Source organism: Gorillibacterium massiliense (genome assembly GCF_000455485.1).
GTDB lineage: Bacteria > Bacillota > Bacilli > Paenibacillales > NBRC-103111 > Gorillibacterium > Gorillibacterium massiliense.
Window position 1 is genome coordinate 90,357 of the sequence record NZ_CBQR020000146.1, and the last position, 16,523, is coordinate 106,879.

Sequence of the window (16,523 nt, forward strand, 5' to 3'; positions counted from 1 at the left end):
GGCGATTGAAACCGTAAGAGCGGTAAAGGGCGGTTAAGAGAGAGAAGGAGTGGTGTGGATATGCAAGCGCAAGAGAAGATTCCCTATTATCTATCTGCTGGTCAGGTGGATGATTATTTACCCCGGATCGGCCGGGTTATCCGGTATCAAGGAAAAGAGATTGCGGTTTTCCGGCTGAGTGGCGATGCTTTTGTTGCCCTGGAGAATCATAACGCCCATCAAAAAGGAGGGCCTCTTTGCGAAGGGATCGTATCCGGCGATTACGTGTTTGATCCGCTGTACAATCGGAAGATCTCATTGTATGACGGCAAGGTGTTGGATTCCGATGAGTCTGTCGCGACGTATCCGGTACGGGTTATCGGGTCCGACGTTCAAATATATCCAGAAGCTTAAAAAAGACGAGAGATGGAGTGGAGAACCGTGTACAAAGAATCAAACGAACATATCATCGAATACGCCCTTGAGAAAAAGAAGATGCTAGACGGCAGCCTGCCGAGGTATCTGGTTGCATCAGCCCTTGCCGGCGTCTATGTGGGTATCGCCGTCATCCTGATGTTTTCCGTATCCGGGCCGCTTTATGCGGCGCAATCCCCTTTCACCACATGGATGATGGGCACTTCCTTCGGCATCGCTTTGACCTTGGTCGTGTTCGCGGGTGCGGAACTTTTTACCGGCAATAATATGGCTTTCGCCATTAGCACGTATTCCGGCGCGACCACCTGGAAGGATACGTTCCGCAATTGGTTCTGGTGCTGGGTCGGCAACTTTTTAGGAGCGGCCTTGTTTGCGGTTCTGATCTGGAGATCGGGTATCATGGCGGGCGGCGCCTTGGAACAGATGATGCACATCGCCCATAAAAAGATGCATCTGCCCTTTGAACAATTGTTTTTCCGCGGCATTCTCTGTAACTGGCTGGTTTGTCTGGCCATCTGGACGGCGAAACGCACAAAAAGCGATGCGGCCAAGCTTATTCTTATCTTCTGGTGCCTCTTCGCGTTCATCTCTTCCGGCTTTGAGCACAGCATCGCCAATATGACGACGCTCACCTTGTCTCTGCTGCTTCCTCATGCTTCTGACATTACCGTTGGTGGGTTGGTTCACAATCTCATTCCGGTAACATTGGGCAATATCGTTGGCGGCTTCCTTTTCGTCGGCACGGCGTACTGGGTCATTTCTCCGATCCGCAGCTACAAGGCGGGCAAAGAAACAGAAGCGGTTAAAACGTCATCTGGGGAGAAGAAAGCGGCGGCAAGAGGGTAAGAACAGGATAACGAAGATTCGACGGGCTGTTCCAAGAGCTAAAGCTTTGGGGCAGCCTGTTTTATTTGCATGAAAAAAGGCTTTCCTATTTCCGCGAGGGGCGGAGGAGAAAGCCTTGGTCTATGAGGGAATGGCGATGTGGTTTGATCGTGCTCGTGCGATTATACGCGGCAAATTTCCAACGGACAGCATTCACAGTGGCAAATGCCCTGCAGATAGACTTCATCTTTGATCACAATGTAGCCGTTATCATAATCGACGGCTTCTTTTTTACGCAGATCGTTCAGCATCCGGTTGACGCTCTCCCGAGTGGCGCCGATCATATCAGAAAGCTCGGAGTGGGTTAACTTTTTGGTGATGAGCAAATCCCCATTCTCCAACTTCTTGCCATAGGTGTGGGACAGCCGCATTAAAGTGGAGCACAAAGCGCCCGGTTTGCCGTACATGACCATATCGCGGAACTTGGCTTGCGTGATCCGGTGCGTCATGCCCATCCATTTCATGAAATCAATAGCCAGTTCGCCATGCTGCCAAACGAGGATTTCCAGATCGCTCTGCAGCAATACGCCGATGGTGCAATCTTCAAGCGCAGTTGCGCTGAAAACATGGCGTGAATTTTGGAAAGGATCGATTTGTCCCAGCATGTCACCGCTTTGGTGCATGTACAGGATCAATTCTTTACCTTCATCCGTCGACTTCGTAATCTTAACCCGACCGGATTTCAAATAATACAGCTTATCCGCCACGTCGCCTTCCCAGTATAGATGAGAGTTCGCCGTGACTTTCTGCTCATACATTATTTCCTTTAGTATATTGAGATTATCGTCTGAGAATATCGAGGTGTTACCTGGCAGGACCTGCTCCAGGCTGGGCTGTGTCTCGTTCATGGAAATGCCCTCCTAAATGAAACCATTATCTTATAGTATAGCCGAAGTGTGACATAATACATGTGATGAAACTCATTGACACTAGTGCTTTTGCCGCAAAAGATTTTTGTGATTTTGTTTACAGAATATTGAAGCTTTATATTCGATAATGACTTTAATGAATCTACCGGAAGGGAGGAATGCACGGTGCTAACAGGGGTTATCCTCGCTGGCGGACAAGGCAGAAAAGCAGATCGCAGCTCTAAATCGCTGCTTCCATTTTGCGGTGAAATCTTAATCCAACGTCAAGTTCGAATCATGAAAACCATCTGCAGGGAAGTTATTATCGTCACGAATGAGCCCAAGATTTATTTGCCGGTGTTAGGAAATTCGGTGCGGATCATCACGGATTACATTCCGGAAAAGGGACCCTTGGGAGGAATGCACGCGGCACTCTCGCTGGGGACCTCGGATTACTACTGGATAGTTGGCAGCGATATGCCTTTCATATCCGCGCAAGCCGCTCAATTGATGCTTAACCATATGGAGGAGGATAGCGACGCGATCCTGCCTTGCTTTATGGAGGAACAGCATCCGTTTCATGGGATCTACCGGAAACGCTGTCTGGAATCGGTAACGACGCTTCTTAATAAAGGCTGGTTTGACCTGAACGGGTTGCTTCGCGAAGCTCGAGTGCAGGAGGTTAACGAAAGTTTCTTCCGGCAAGGGAATATCGCAAGCCACTTTGTTACGAACATCAGCACGACAGAGAAATACCAGCAGGCAATGCAGCTGAACTACTCCTTGGAATCCGGAAACTTATTTGCTTTATAACAGATCTGAAAAGTTATATAACAGGCCGCTAGCGATATACAGGATTATCTCCGTGTGAGAAATGAGGAGCTTCCCTTTACTGGGAAGCTTTTTTCGTTTATGGTTGTGACTTTTTTCATTAATTTTAGATTGTGTGATTTTTTTCACTTTACTTGTTTGTGTCAAAGCGTTACAATGAAACACGTAAAGAATATTAGTAATACAGCAAAATGATTTGCAGGTTTTGGAAAAGGGTAATAGTATAAAGGAAAGCCGCTACGTCGCTCTTTTTCATGAAATAACCAAATAGTAAACGCGACAAACAGGAACAAGCTAATAGCAAACAGAGGCCTTACTTCTATGATCTGCACGACCCTGCTTGCCAAAGCTCAGTTCCAAAATGATGGAGGTGTGTACCATGTCGGTACAGGAAAAAGAATTGCAACAAGGATCTGTTGAAGCTTGGCGTGGATTTTTGCAGGGGAAATGGACGAAAGCCATAGATGTTCGCGATTTTATAGATCAAAACATCACTCCCTACTATGGTGATGATGCTTTCCTGGAAGGCGCGACGGAAAATACCAAAGCTCTTTGGAACGAGATCAGCGAGCTCTCCCGGAAAGAACGAGAAGCCGGCGGCGTGCTGGACATAGATGTTAACACTCCTTCGACTATCGTTTCTCATGGTCCTGGTTATATCGATAAGGAAAAAGAACAAATCGTCGGCGTGCAAACCGATGCCCCCTTTAAGCGTTCTATGCAGCCTTTCGGCGGTATCCGCATGGTCATGGATGCAGCGAAAGCTTACGGTTTCGAGATTCCGAAAGAAATCGTAAAAATGTTTACGGAAATCCGTAAAACTCATAACCAAGGGGTATTCGACGCTTACACCGACGAAATGAGAGCAGCTCGTAAAGCTGGCATCATCACTGGTTTGCCTGACGCTTACGGCCGCGGCCGCATCATCGGCGACTACCGCCGAGTGGCACTGTACGGCGTTGACAAGCTGGCTGCCGATAAACAACGGGAACTGAAGCAACTGGACGTCAGCGTCATGTCGGAAGACGTTATCCGCGCACGTGAAGAAATCGCTGAACAAATTCGCGCCTTGGGCGAACTGAAGAAAATGGCGAACATGCACGGCTTTGACATTTCGCAACCGGCTAAAACGGCGAAAGAAGCAACTCAATGGGTATACTTCGGTTACTTGGCTGCTGTTAAAGAACAAAACGGCGCCGCAATGAGCTTGGGCCGTGTATCCTCCTTCCTCGACATCTATGTTCAACGTGACCTGGATGAAGGTACCCTCACCGAGAAGGAAGCCCAAGAAATCGTCGACCACTTCATCATGAAGCTGCGGATCGTCAAGTTCCTGCGCACACCGGATTACAATGAACTGTTCAGCGGCGACCCAACTTGGGTTACGGAATCTATCGGCGGCATGTCCTTGAATGGCGAAACCCGTGTAACGAAGAACTCCTTCCGCTTCCTGCACACCCTGTACAATCTGGGGCCGGCTCCGGAACCGAACCTGACGGTGCTCTGGTCGACTCAACTGCCGGAAGCCTTCAAAAACTTTTGCGCTAAAGTATCCATCGAGACTTCGGCTATCCAATATGAAAATGACGATCTGATGCGCGGATTCTACGGTGACGACTACGGCATTGCCTGCTGCGTATCGGCTATGCGGATCGGCAAGCAAATGCAATTCTTCGGCGCCCGCGCCAACCTGGCAAAATCGCTCTTGTACGCTATCAACGGCGGTGTGGACGAAAAGTCCGGCGCTCAAGTGGGCCCGCACTACGCTCCGATCACCTCGGAAGTGCTGGACTACGAAGAAGTCATGGCCAAGTACAAGGAAATGATGGAATGGCTGGCTGGATTGTACGTCAACACCTTGAATATCATTCACTTCATGCACGACAAATACAGCTACGAACGTATCGAATTCGCTCTGCATGACAAAGAAATTCTGCGCACCATGGCAACCGGTATCGCCGGGTTGTCCGTAGCAGCCGACTCGTTGTCCGCCATCAAATATGCCAAAGTTCGCCCGATCCGCAATGAAAAAGGCATCGCCGTCGACTTCGAGATCGAAGGGGAATATCCGCAATACGGCAACAATGATGAGCGTGTCGATTCCATCGCCGTGGAACTGGTGGAAACCTTCATGGGCATGATCCGCAAGCACCCGACGTACCGGAACGCCTTGCACACGATGTCCGTCCTGACCATCACGTCCAACGTCGTATACGGTAAGAAAACCGGTACCACTCCGGACGGCCGTAAAGCCGGCGAACCTTTCGCTCCCGGAGCCAATCCGATGCACGGCCGCGACAAGAAAGGCGCACTTGCTTCCTTGGAATCCGTCGCCAAGCTTCCTTATGAACACAGCATGGACGGCATTTCCAACACCTTCTCCATCGTGCCGAAGGCAATGGGGAAAGATCTGAACAGCCGTATCTCCAACCTGTCTTCGCTTCTGGACGGCTACATGAGCAGCAACGGCCACCACTTGAACGTCAACGTCTTTGACCGCGAACAGCTTCTGGATGCTATGGATCACCCGGAAAACTATCCGCAACTGACGATTCGCGTATCGGGTTATGCCGTCAACTTCATCAAGCTGTCCCGCGAGCAACAACTCGACGTCATCAACCGTACGTTCCACCAATCCATGTAACATCTCCCTTTACTATAGAACCTGCAAGCAAGGGGGCGGGACGACTATCCCGCCCTACCTTTGAGAAGGAGAGTGGATGCTTATGTTAGGCCGGATACACAGCTTGGAGACGTTTGGAACAGTCGATGGTCCGGGCATCCGCTTTGTCCTTTTCATGCAGGGCTGCGCGATGAAATGCTTGTACTGCCACAACCCGGATACATGGGAGATGAAAGGTGGCAAAGTCGTTTCCGTAGAAGATGTTCTTGCGGAAATCGAGCCCTACCTCGGTTATTATCGCCGTTCCGGCGGCGGCATTACCGTAACGGGCGGGGAAGCGACTCTGCAGGCCCACTTTGTGGAGGAGCTGTTTCGGGAATGCAAACGCCGTTGGAATCTTCACACGACCTTGGATACCAACGGTTTTTGCGAACCGGACCATGTTGCCGGTCTGATGGAAGTAACGGATTTGGTGCTGCTCGATTTGAAGCATATCGACCGGGAGAAACACATTGCACTTACCTCCCAACCAAACGATCGTATGCTGAAATTCGCTAAATACTTGTCCGATACAGGCAAAAATATGTGGATCCGCCATGTTCTTGTTCCTGGCTATACCGACGACGAAGAGGATCTTTATCAATTAGGGCGATTTATCGGCAGCTTGAATGGAGTCGAAAAGCTGGAGCTGCTGCCTTATCACACCATGGGCGTCTTCAAATGGGAGGAGCTCGGATGGGACTACCAGTTGAAGGATATTTCTTCCCCCAACGAAGACGAAGTCGCACGGGCTAACCGCATCCTAAACGAAGGAATAGCTGCGGAAAAGGCATCTAAAGTGGAAGAAAAAGCATCCCACTAGAAAAAGCAGTGCTATAATAGATACGTCTTTGGGCAGCCGGACACCGGCTGCCTTTTTACTTCATAAGACTTTATATGTTTGCACGATAAAATGCCTTATTCCGCATCGGTAAACGCCGCTCGTCCTTCCAAGGACGGCGTTAGCCGTTTATCCTTGACTTAACATTGCAAGGGGATTAGGTCGTTTATGGATCTATCGTTTGGTATGCTGGTGTTTGTTTTGGCGGGGGGATTTCTAGCTGCATTTGTTGATTCAGTCGTTGGGGGAGGGGGTCTGGTTTCCCTTCCGGTGCTGCTGAGCGCAGGCTTGCCGCCGCATATGGCACTGGGCACTAACAAGCTGGCCTCATCTATGTCTTCGTTGACAAGCACGTTGTCTTTTTTGAAATCGGGAAAAATCGACCTGAAGCTGGTTAGCCGGCTTTTTCCCTTTACTGTTGTGGGTGCGGCGGCGGGGACGATTATTTTGCAGCATGTGCCTTCCACTTTTCTCAAGCCGTTCGTCGCTGTCATGCTTTTTGCCGTTCTGCTGTACACCTTGCTGCGCAAGGGGTGGGGAGAGCTGAAAACCTATGAGAGCCTGACCCGGAGATCCGGTATTTACATGCTGCTTGCCGCGCTTTTTTTGGGAGCTTACGACGGATTTTTTGGTCCCGGAACCGGTTCGTTTTTAATCTTCGCTTTTCTCATGTTGGGCTTTGATTTCGTCACGGCTGCCGGCAATGCCAAGGTTTTGAATTTTGGCAGCAATATCACCAGTCTGATCGCCTTTATTTGCTTTGGTTCCGTCAATTACAGCGTCGGCCTTCTGATGGGAATAGCGATGATAGCAGGTTCGCTCATCGGCTCGCAAGTGGCAATCCGCAAGGGTCATCGCTATGTGAAGCCGTTGTTCATCGCGATGAGCGGACTTCTAGTGGCTAAGCAGCTTTGGGATATGCTGTCCAACTGATCAGATATGGAATTTTTGGAATTCATCTGGTGTTAGACTTGTTTTTGCCTGTTCGTTGGGTAAAATGAAGGGGATTCATTCCATAAATGAAAGGGGAAGATTAGTTTGGAAATCACGTTTCATGGCCATTCTGCCGTTCAAATTACCGACGGCCCGAATTCCATCATTATCGATCCTTTTCTTGTGGCGAATCCGCAGATTGCGGCAGCTCCGGAAACCATCAAGGTGCAGTATATCTTGCTGACTCACGGACATTCAGATCATATCGGCAGCGCTGCGGATATTGCTAAGGCAAACGATGCCACGATTGTCGCGATGGTCGAGCTTGCAGCTTACATAGGAGCGGGCGGAGCCAAAACGGTAGGGATGAACATGGGCGGCACATACCGCACGGATTTTGCCAGTTTCAAGATGATTCAGGCATGGCACAGCTCTAGCGTAACGGGAGCGGACGGACGTTCTCTGTATCTGGGAAATCCCGCCGGCTTCATCATTGAAATGGGCGGAAGAACTATTTTGCACTGCGGGGATACGGCTCTGTTCGGCGATATGAAAATGATAGGCGAGCGGCATAATATCGACATTGCCTTCATTCCCATCGGCGACCTCTTCACCATGGGTCCTGATGATGCAGTTCAGGCTGCGGAGTGGCTGCAGCCCAGTTTGGTCATTCCGATGCACTATAATACCTTCCCGCCTATTCGCCAAGACGGCGACGAGTTCGTCCGAAAGCTGGCGGAACGGGATATCGAAGGCAAGGTCCTGAAACCAGGAGAAACCTTCGTTTTTTAAAGTCGCATTCCAATAAAAGCCCCAAACAAGCCGGAACCTGGCAGGTCCGCTTGTTTGGGGCTTTCCGTTGTTTTCGTCATGGCCGTATCCTGGTGATTGATTCCGGGAAAAATGGGGTATTTTCATCTTGTGAGCACCAGCCTGTCTCTTGATTCCAATAAGGAGTTGACCGGACATGACGACGACAAAGATATGGCTTAGGTCGCTGCTTCCCAGTTTTTTGATCTCCGCTTTGACGGCTATTTTGATCAAAAGCTATGTTGCGGAAGGCGTGGTGGTACCATCGGGGTCCATGCTCCCCACTATTCAGCTGAATGATCGCTTTTTGATCGAAAAAATGGTGCCGATCACCCATTTCAATTTCGGCGACATCGTCGTCTTTTATCCGCCTATCGAAGATAAAACCCACGAGCGGTTCATTAAGCGGCTCATCGGCTTACCGGGTGACCTTATTGAGATCAAGGACGGCTATCTTTATCGCAACGGGGAAAAGGTGGATGAACCCTACATTAAGGAAAAGATGGACTATACTTTCGGTCCGGTATCGGTTCCGGAGAATCATTACCTGTTTCTCGGGGATAACCGCAATGTCAGTCTGGACTCTCATATGTGGGATACGCCCTTTGTCAGCCGGGACAAGCTGGTGGGCAAGGTGGTTTGCCGCTTTTATCCTCTGGATGAGTTCAGCACGATGAAGGTGACAGCGACGGAGACGGCGGATTCCCATGACTAAAGCGGCAGGTCTTTTAATGAAAGGCGGCGAAACGGATCAGCCGCGATTAGATCACGGAAGATCGGGTAAACCTATGTAGAGAGTCCGAGTTCTTCTCTTTCACACCATTTAAAGGAGTGATGGACATGACCCGCAACTTACAAGCTTATTTTCCTACGGAAAGCGATGCGGCCGACGCACGGGTAAGGCTTCAGGCTAACGGCGCCAGCGATATTGAAATGTCTGATTTAAATGAGGGCGTTCCTCGTGAGGTCCCTCTGATCGCGCCTTATTCGTTTGGCGCTATGAACGGCTCTGCCGCTTACGGGACAGGAATACCTGCAGCTCCTGCTTCGGTGTTAACGATGGGAGAGGGAGGCGCTGCTGGCCACGTCATCGAAGAAGATCAACTCGACCGGAATACTCCGAGAGATCGTCGGCCCATATTCGGAGTCGGCCCATATTCCCTTGATCTTTTCGATGGGGACCGGGACGGCTTGAACCATGTGCTCGCCGCCAAGGTGCCGGATGACCGCTACGAGGAGATCGTCGACTATATCCGGGCCAATAAAGGATATGTGACTTATACGGATGAGGAAGATTAAATGTCTCCATCAGAAACAGACCCGCTTTCCTCTTAAGGGAAAAACGGGTCTGGTTTTCTTAGGTTTTCTTTTTCGCCGTATTCTGCTGTTCATGAACCGGAACTAACGAGCGCCGATGCGGTCGTCGTCGGACACCTTGCCGTAAAGCGCAAAGGCGTAAATCGCAGCCAGACCGACGATCACAAAAACAACCCGCGCAAATGCGCTGTTCATTCCCCCGGTCAATCCACCAATCAGATCCCACTCGAACAGACCAACCAAAAGCCAGTTCAAGCCGCCGATGATAAGCAGTGTAAGAGCCAGTATATTCATGGCTTTCATTTTTCACCCTCCTCCCGTACATAAGGTGCGGTCCTAGGGCTAGTATGGGTTCGTTCCTTTCCTTTATGCAAACCCCTGCAAAAAGCCATTTGAAACAAAAGCCGAGGCACGGCTCAGCTGCGAATGGTAACTTGAGTTCCTATGGGCACGAGATTGGCCAGTTCCAGCACATCGTGATTGTGCATGCGAATGCATCCTTTTGAAACAAGCTTGCCTATGGAAGATTCATCATTTGTTCCGTGAATTCCGTAGTGTGGCTTGGATAGTCCCATCCAGTAGTCTCCAAATGGGCCACCCGGGTATGGTTGTTTGTTGATAATATGGAATTCCCCTCGTGGGGTTTCCGTTGCGATACGGCCAATTCCGACGGGAAAGGTACGAATGACTCTGTCGCCCTGTAACAGATGAAGCTTTCGATCCGACAGGTCGATAATGATGCGGTAGGGAGGCATTTGAAATCCCCTTTCAACGCAAAATAAAAGCCAAATTGATATTACTATATGTTCTGTGGACGACTGAAGTGTTATCATGAGGGGGGCTAAAAAAGAAAACGCTCTATTTTGATACTTTTTGGCTGGAGCTGCGTATGTAATGGTGAAACACGTTGTAATATGGAATGAGGCGGTGATACGCGTATGTGGGTCATATGGCTCATTATTGGGGTGACTCTGCTAATCGTGGAGATGTTCACTCTAACGTTTTATCTGCTTTGGCTTGGCATAGGTGCGTTGGTCGCGTTGGTGCTTGCGTTCATTCTTCCAGACGCCTACGCTTTGCAGATTGTTGCGGGCTGCATTGTCGCTATCGTCTTGACGATCTGGACGAAGCCGTTGACGCGGCGGCTCCGGCACAGCAGAGGGTTCCGCGACGTCATTGACGAATTAGTGGGCAAGGAAGGCGTCGTTGTAGAGTCCATTGGCGCGGAAGGAACCGGAATCGTTAAGGTTGGCAACGAATCCTGGAGCGCGCGCTCCGAAAGTCCGGTTGACCGAGGAGAGAAAGTCATTGTGCTCAGCAGAACCAGCACAACGTTGGAAGTCCAAAAATGGGGAGGAATTTAATTGAACAACGCGCTTATTTTCAGTGTGGTTATCCTTGTTCTTGTTATCATTATCGTAGCATTAACGATCAAGATTGTCCCGCAGCAAAGAGTCGGCGTTGTGGAACGTCTCGGTAAATTCAACCGGCTCTTGACACCAGGTCTGAACATTCTGATCCCGCTCGTTGAACAGGTTCGCACTTATCATGATCTGCGGATTCAGCAGTCGAACGTTCCGCCACAAACCGTTATTACCAAGGATAACGTGCAAGTGCAGATCGATATGATCATCTTCTATCAAGTGGTTGGCCCCGAGCAAGCGACCTACGGCATTTCCGATTACGTTTACGGCGTACGGAATATTACAACCGCTACGATGCGGCAAATTATCGGCAAGCTGGAGCTGGATGAAACCCTCTCCGGCCGGGAAAAGATTTCGACGGAAATTCGCTTGGCGCTGGATGAAGCGACGGAAAAATGGGGCGTGCGCATCGAGCGGGTCGAAGTCATCGACATCAAACCGCCTTCAGACATTCAAGATGCGATGGATAAGCAAATGAAAGCTGAACGCAGTAAGCGGGCGATCATCCTCGAGGCAGAAGCCGCGAAGCAGGATATGATTCTCCGCTCCGAAGGGGATAAGCAAAGTAAAATTCTCCGGGCGGAAGGCGAGAGAGAAGCCCGCATCCGTCAAGCGGAAGGTTTCAAGGAAGCTCAGGAGTTGGAGGCTATCGGTCAAGCGAGGGCGATCCAATCCGTTGCGGAAGCCGAAAAGAGCCGGATTGAGCTGCTCAAATCTGCAGGTCTGGACGAAAACGTGTTAGCTTACAAATCCTTTGAATCGTTGATCGAGATGTCCAAAGGCACGGCTAACAAAGTCTTTATCCCTACAGGCGCAGTAAATGCTTTAGGCAGCTTAGGCGCCATCAGCGAAGTCTTCAAGGATAAGAAAGATGTTGTTGCCGACCCCTCCAAAGCCCGCAGCAAATTCAATCCGGAGGCTTAACCTCCTCCCAACTAATAAAAACGGTCCAATCCCGATTCGGGATGGACCGTTTTTTTGCATAGCGTGCACGGAGGCACGCATCTTCTAACCAGTGAAAAAAGCACTTGATTATCTAACAGTTGTTAGATATATTGTACTTATCTAACGATCGTTAGGCTAGCGTAGGAGGTAATTATGAACGGTATTGAACAGAGTACAAAGGAAAAAATTCTTGTCGCGGCGCTGGATATGTTTTCTGTGGATGGATATACGGCTGTTTCTATCAGAGATATCGGTAAAGCAGTTGGTATAAAGGAAAGCTCCATCTATTATCACTTCAGGAACAAGGAAGATATTTTCCAAACCCTATTGGATCAGGCGGAACAATTGGCGCAGATAAGGAAGGATAGCTTTAACAATGAGTTATATGTCGTTTCAAAGATTGTCTGTGAAAAATTTATTAATGCTGGAATTGCATATATAGAAGGCTACTTGCTAGAAGCAAAGATTCATAAATTGATTCGTATGCTTTTAATTGAAAAGCAAAGAAACGAGAATGCCGCAATCATTTATCATAAGCTTCTCTTTGTCGCCCCACTTGAACATCATAAAAATGTCTTCACCTTTATGATCGATAAAGGGTATATCCATGAAGACCATCCTGATTTTTTGGCGGCAGAATATCAATCCATCATTTTATATGTGTTTCAAAAGTACTTTTCCGGCCCGGGTGCTGTCGCAGATGATGCAAAATCAGCGGCTAAGAAAGAACTGACTCTTATGTTAAAGCGATTTTTCACCCATTATTTTTGCATGGAGGCATAGTGATCTTGAAAATATATAGAACTCAAAAGGCCAAAAAAAATATCTTGTCGACCTATGATCGTTTACTTGATGAATGGGGTGTCGATATAACCCAGATCGATATCATGACGCGTTACGGCAGCACACATGTTAATGTGTTTGGCGAAAGCGATGCACCTCCCATCCTGCTTTTTCACGGTGTCGGTGATGACTCTGCATTGATGTGGATATGCAATGCCGCTGCGCTTGCTCCGCACTTCCGGCTTTATGCAGTGGATACTCTTGGAGGACCCGGGAAAAGCGTAGTCGATAACAGCTATAACAAAGAATTTGATGATGCTGTCTGGATAGATGATATACTGGACGGCTTAAGACTCAAGGATGTGAATATTGCCGGTGTTTCACACGGAGGATATCTGGCACAGTACTACGCCCTTGTCCGGCCGGAACGCGTTAATAAGGTGGTCTGTATGGCGTCAAGTGTGCCTGCGGGGGTAACCGGGAGTCCAATGAAAACTATGATCAAGATATTTTTTCCGGAAGCCTTATTTCCAACAAAACAGAACATAAAGAAACTGCTGATGAAGCTTACCGGAAAAAACAGCGCCGTCTTCACAGAGAACCCGCTGATCCTTGAGCATTTTAGCTATTTATTGCGCGGTTACAATAACATGGCGATGCGGTACCACAAGGTTATCGGTTTTTCGGATGAGCAAATCGAAAGCATACGAAGCAAAGTCCTTTATTTAGTGGGGGAGGTAGATCCTTTTTCCGTTATGGGTGGGAAAGCGGCATTGGAGAAATATGAAATGAATGCCCGCTTCTTTGCAGAAGTGGGACATGGTATCAACCACGAAATGGCAGATGAAATAAACCTTATACTTATTGAGTACTTTAGTGAGAAAATACATACTTGAATATCCGTGTCGTCTCAAAAAAACGGTCCAACCCCTCACAGGATTGGACCGTTTTTTATAATTCCGATAGATATCGTTCAATGCGCGCCGTGATCAGCGAGATGCCGATTTCGTTCTCGCCGCCTTCGGGAATGATGATGTCGGCGTATTTTTTCGATGGTTCGATGAATGCTTCGTGCATCGGTTTGACGGAGTGAATATATTGGGCGTGAATGGACTCGAGAGACCGCCCTCGTTCGTTGATGTCGCGCAGAATGCGGCGAAGCAGGCGAACATCCGGTTCGGTGTCGACGAATATTTTGATATCCAGCACTTCGCGCAGCTCCGGATCGGACAACACGTGAATACCTTCCAATACCACGACAGGGCGGAACGGGACGCTGACCGTTTCCTGCGTGCGGGTGTGGGTGGTGAAGTCATAGACGGGAATGTGAATATCCGAACCGCTTCTGAGCTCACAGATACGCTCCAGCAGCAGGCTGTTGTCGAAGGAGTCGGGATGGTCGTAGTTGGTATGTTTGCGCTGTTCAAAGGTCAGATGCGATCCGTCCGCATAAAAGTTATCCTGAGAAATAAAAGCGACATTGTCTGTGCCGAGCTGTTGAATGATGGAGCGGGCGACAGTCGTTTTGCCGGATCCGGTTCCCCCGGCAATTCCGATAATAAGCACGTGAATCCTCCCAAAAGAAGTGCATGCAGGATGTTATCCCGTAGTCATCTTCCTAATTTATGTCCAAGCATGCCTAAAATTTTAACATAGGAGGGGAAACAGACACAATAACCGATCCCACTGATACATAAAACTGGCAAAATAAAAAGCCCGGACATCATGACCGGGCTTAAGCTTCTCGATGCGAGGGGTGTTTGTTGACTTCCTTAATCTGTAAGCGGATAAGAAGCGATGGTTAAATGGGCACATCCATCTTGCTCATTTCAAGCTTCACCAGGTGGGTCAGTTCGTCCTCGTACCCTTTCGTAATTCTGTACTTGTGGACGAATTCGTTGACAAACCGGCGTGGATCCTTCGGTTGATAGATGCGGGCCAGCTCCAGCAGGCTTTGCTTGACTTCATCGGTTTTCTTACCCATCGACAGATACCTCCCATGAACACGCGTATTGACCTTATTCTGTCAGCTCAACAAATGCGCACTTCCAAAAGATTGTGTCATTAGTAACAAATTAAACCGAAATCGCTTCAATCAAACTATAGGTTCATTTTAACACATAGCGGCGGGCAGATGTCCAATTCATTTTATTTATGAAAAGAAAACAGAGGATCCGTCATGGTGTCCTCTGTTTGAGATCGTGCTTAGAATGCGGGTACGAGCGCGCCTTCGTATTGGGTTTCGATGAACTTGCGGGTATCTTCGGAGTTCAGAGCCTTCGCCAGTTTTTGGATGGCATCGGAATCCTTGTTGTCTTCGCGGGCTACGAGAATATTGACGTATGGCGAATCCTTGTCTTCGATGAACAGCGCGTCCTTCGTCGGCTTAAGGCCGGCATCGAGGGCGAAGTTCGTGTTGACAACGGAAATAGCGACTTCATCCAGGGTACGGGGCAGCATGGCGGCTTCCAACTCGGTGATGGCCAGCTTTTTCGGGTTGTCGACGATGTCTTTTACCGTAGCGTTGATTCCTACGCCGTCCTTCAGCTTCAGCAGTCCGGCCTTTTCCAGCAGCAGCAGAGCGCGTCCGCCGTTGGTGGCATCGTTAGGAATGGTGACTTTGGCTTTGTCCTTCAGTTCGTCCAGGCTTTTGATTTTTTTGGAGTAAATGCCCATCGGCTCCACGTGAACGCCGACCACTTTCACTAGGTTCATGTTGTGCTCTTTATTGAACTCGTCCAAGTAAGGAACGTGTTGGAAGTAGTTGGCGTCGAGCTGTTTGTCGTTCAATTGGACGTTGGGTTGCACGTAGTCGGTGAATTCCTTGATATCGAGGATGACACCTTCTTTTTCCAAAGCGGGCTTCAGGTGCTCTAAAATTTCCGCATGGGGCGTGGTGGCGCCTACGGTGATTTTAACAGGTTCGGCGCTAGGTGCAGTCGTAGGAGCAGCCGATGTGCTGGATTCCGGCGTCGTCGACGCTTCGGACCCGGACTTGTTATCCGATTTGCTGCCGCAAGCGGCTAAGCTGAATGCCAAGACGACGGTGAACAGTAGGGTGATCCATTTTTTCATGTTTCTCTAGCCTCCCAAGATAAATGATTCTATATATTTTTTGCTTTGAAACCGTGATGGGGTGAAACAGACAGACAGGTGGTTCCCGCTACTTCCGGCTAAAATAAATGACCAATCGGTCGCCGATGATTTGCAGCACCTGCACGATGATGATCAGAATGACCACCGTGACGATCATGACGTCGAATTGAAACCGGTTATAGCCGTAGCGGATTGCCAAATCCCCGAGACCGCCGCCGCCGATGACGCCGGACATGGCCGAGTAGGAGACCAGATTGACGATGGTGATCGTGATGCCGGCGATGAGGCCGGGGCGGGATTCCGCCAAAAGCACGCGTCTGACAATCTGCCATTTTCCGGCACCCATGGCTTGAGCCGCTTCAATGACGCCGCGGTCCACCTCTCGCAAGGAGGTTTCCACCAGCCTGGCGAAGAAGGGGGCGGCTGCGAAGACTAAGGGCGGGATGGTTCCTTTTACACCGATGGTCGTTCCGACGATGTCCTTGGTTAACGGCATGACCAGAATCATCAAAATGATGAAAGGCACAGAGCGGAGAATGTTCACGACAATGGAAAGGACGCTATAAACGGCAGTGTTTTGCAGCAAATGTCCCCGGGCGGTGAGAAAAAGGAGAATCCCCACTGGGAGGCCGACTAACACCGCGAACAGAGCGGACATGCCTACCATCTCCAGCGTGTGCAGCGTCTCTCTCCAGATGCTCGACCAGTCGATATTAGAGAAGTCCATGCTATTT

General features: G+C 49.3%; 20 protein-coding genes. 13 read left to right on the plus strand and 7 right to left on the minus strand.

Translation table 11 applies throughout. The annotated features are described in order from the left end of the window. Nucleotides 1–60: 60 nt before the first annotated feature. Nucleotides 61–393, plus strand: coding sequence for a nitrite reductase (NAD(P)H) small subunit (locus tag TJ79_RS19920; RefSeq protein ID WP_052339783.1), 333 nt, complete (start codon nucleotides 61–63; stop codon nucleotides 391–393). A gap of 27 nt (nucleotides 394–420) precedes the next feature. Beyond that, nucleotides 421–1,260: a formate/nitrite transporter family protein gene (locus TJ79_RS19925; protein ID WP_040952097.1), complete on the plus strand. Its 840-nt coding sequence runs from the start codon at nucleotides 421–423 to the stop codon at nucleotides 1,258–1,260. Between the two features lie 161 nt (nucleotides 1,261–1,421). Here TJ79_RS19925 and TJ79_RS19930 read toward each other — a convergent pair whose 3' ends face one another. Further along, on the minus strand, nucleotides 1,422–2,147 hold the full coding sequence (locus tag TJ79_RS19930; protein WP_052339784.1) for a Crp/Fnr family transcriptional regulator: 726 nt from the start codon (nucleotides 2,145–2,147) through the stop codon (nucleotides 1,422–1,424). A gap of 186 nt (nucleotides 2,148–2,333) precedes the next feature. Here TJ79_RS19930 and mobA point away from each other — a divergent pair, with 186 nt between their 5' ends. The 7 genes from mobA to TJ79_RS19965 all read left to right on the plus strand — a co-directional run bounded on the left by mobA (nucleotide 2,334) and on the right by TJ79_RS19965 (nucleotide 9,523). After that, nucleotides 2,334–2,960 carry a molybdenum cofactor guanylyltransferase gene (gene mobA, locus TJ79_RS19935; protein WP_052339785.1) on the plus strand — a complete coding sequence of 209 codons (627 nt, stop codon included), beginning with the start codon at nucleotides 2,334–2,336 and terminating at the stop codon, nucleotides 2,958–2,960. Nucleotides 2,961–3,357: 397 nt separating this feature from the next. Beyond that, entirely contained in the window at nucleotides 3,358–5,622 is a 2,265-nt protein-coding gene (pflB, locus tag TJ79_RS19940) for a formate C-acetyltransferase (RefSeq protein WP_040952098.1), read from the plus strand. An 82-nt stretch (nucleotides 5,623–5,704) separates the two neighbouring features. Further along, nucleotides 5,705–6,463, plus strand: a complete 759-nt coding sequence (pflA, locus tag TJ79_RS19945) for a pyruvate formate-lyase-activating protein (RefSeq protein ID WP_040952099.1) — start codon at nucleotides 5,705–5,707, stop codon at nucleotides 6,461–6,463. Nucleotides 6,464–6,649: 186 nt separating this feature from the next. Further along, the gene (locus TJ79_RS19950; protein ID WP_040952100.1) at nucleotides 6,650–7,414 is read left to right on the plus strand and encodes a TSUP family transporter; all 765 of its coding nucleotides are present in this window, start codon (nucleotides 6,650–6,652) and stop codon (nucleotides 7,412–7,414) included. Nucleotides 7,415–7,519: 105 nt separating this feature from the next. Further along, a complete protein-coding gene (locus TJ79_RS19955; protein ID WP_040952101.1) occupies nucleotides 7,520–8,206 on the plus strand; it encodes a metal-dependent hydrolase in 687 nt (228 codons plus the stop codon). 175 nt (nucleotides 8,207–8,381) lie between these two features. After that, nucleotides 8,382–8,939, plus strand: a complete 558-nt coding sequence (gene lepB, locus TJ79_RS19960; RefSeq protein ID WP_052339786.1) for a signal peptidase I — start codon at nucleotides 8,382–8,384, stop codon at nucleotides 8,937–8,939. A 125-nt stretch (nucleotides 8,940–9,064) separates the two neighbouring features. Then, nucleotides 9,065–9,523: a hypothetical protein gene (locus TJ79_RS19965; RefSeq protein ID WP_040952102.1), complete on the plus strand. Its 459-nt coding sequence runs from the start codon at nucleotides 9,065–9,067 to the stop codon at nucleotides 9,521–9,523. 102 nt (nucleotides 9,524–9,625) lie between these two features. Here the strand turns inward: TJ79_RS19965 and TJ79_RS19970 are convergent, their stop codons facing one another. Then, the gene (locus tag TJ79_RS19970; RefSeq protein ID WP_040952103.1) at nucleotides 9,626–9,844 is read right to left on the minus strand and encodes a DUF378 domain-containing protein; all 219 of its coding nucleotides are present in this window, start codon (nucleotides 9,842–9,844) and stop codon (nucleotides 9,626–9,628) included. A gap of 113 nt (nucleotides 9,845–9,957) precedes the next feature. After that, on the minus strand, nucleotides 9,958–10,296 hold the full coding sequence (locus TJ79_RS19975) for a L,D-transpeptidase (RefSeq protein ID WP_040952104.1): 339 nt from the start codon (nucleotides 10,294–10,296) through the stop codon (nucleotides 9,958–9,960). A 183-nt stretch (nucleotides 10,297–10,479) separates the two neighbouring features. On the opposite strand from TJ79_RS19975, the gene TJ79_RS19980 reads away from it, so the two are divergent. The 4 genes from TJ79_RS19980 to TJ79_RS19995 all read left to right on the plus strand — a co-directional run bounded on the left by TJ79_RS19980 (nucleotide 10,480) and on the right by TJ79_RS19995 (nucleotide 13,589). Then, complete coding sequence (locus TJ79_RS19980; protein ID WP_040952105.1) at nucleotides 10,480–10,905, plus strand: NfeD family protein; 426 nt, start codon at nucleotides 10,480–10,482, stop codon at nucleotides 10,903–10,905. Beyond that, nucleotides 10,906–11,889: an SPFH domain-containing protein gene (locus TJ79_RS19985; protein ID WP_040952106.1), complete on the plus strand. Its 984-nt coding sequence runs from the start codon at nucleotides 10,906–10,908 to the stop codon at nucleotides 11,887–11,889. A gap of 174 nt (nucleotides 11,890–12,063) precedes the next feature. Next, nucleotides 12,064–12,693, plus strand: coding sequence for a TetR family transcriptional regulator (locus TJ79_RS26190; RefSeq protein WP_052339787.1), 630 nt, complete (start codon nucleotides 12,064–12,066; stop codon nucleotides 12,691–12,693). A 5-nt stretch (nucleotides 12,694–12,698) separates the two neighbouring features. After that, nucleotides 12,699–13,589 (plus strand): alpha/beta fold hydrolase, encoded by an 891-nt coding sequence (locus tag TJ79_RS19995; RefSeq protein ID WP_040952146.1) that lies wholly within the window; start codon nucleotides 12,699–12,701, stop codon nucleotides 13,587–13,589. Between the two features lie 55 nt (nucleotides 13,590–13,644). Here the strand turns inward: TJ79_RS19995 and udk are convergent, their stop codons facing one another. The 4 genes from udk to TJ79_RS20015 form a co-directional block, all read right to left on the minus strand. Further along, nucleotides 13,645–14,259 carry a uridine kinase gene (gene udk / locus TJ79_RS20000; protein WP_040952107.1) on the minus strand — a complete coding sequence of 205 codons (615 nt, stop codon included), beginning with the start codon at nucleotides 14,257–14,259 and terminating at the stop codon, nucleotides 13,645–13,647. Between the two features lie 235 nt (nucleotides 14,260–14,494). Continuing rightward, on the minus strand, nucleotides 14,495–14,677 hold the full coding sequence (locus TJ79_RS20005; RefSeq protein WP_040952108.1) for a hypothetical protein: 183 nt from the start codon (nucleotides 14,675–14,677) through the stop codon (nucleotides 14,495–14,497). 221 nt (nucleotides 14,678–14,898) lie between these two features. Then, nucleotides 14,899–15,768, minus strand: coding sequence for a MetQ/NlpA family ABC transporter substrate-binding protein (locus TJ79_RS20010; RefSeq protein WP_040952109.1), 870 nt, complete (start codon nucleotides 15,766–15,768; stop codon nucleotides 14,899–14,901). 88 nt (nucleotides 15,769–15,856) lie between these two features. Further along, entirely contained in the window at nucleotides 15,857–16,516 is a 660-nt protein-coding gene (locus TJ79_RS20015; protein WP_040952147.1) for a methionine ABC transporter permease, read from the minus strand. Nucleotides 16,517–16,523: the final 7 nt, after the last annotated feature.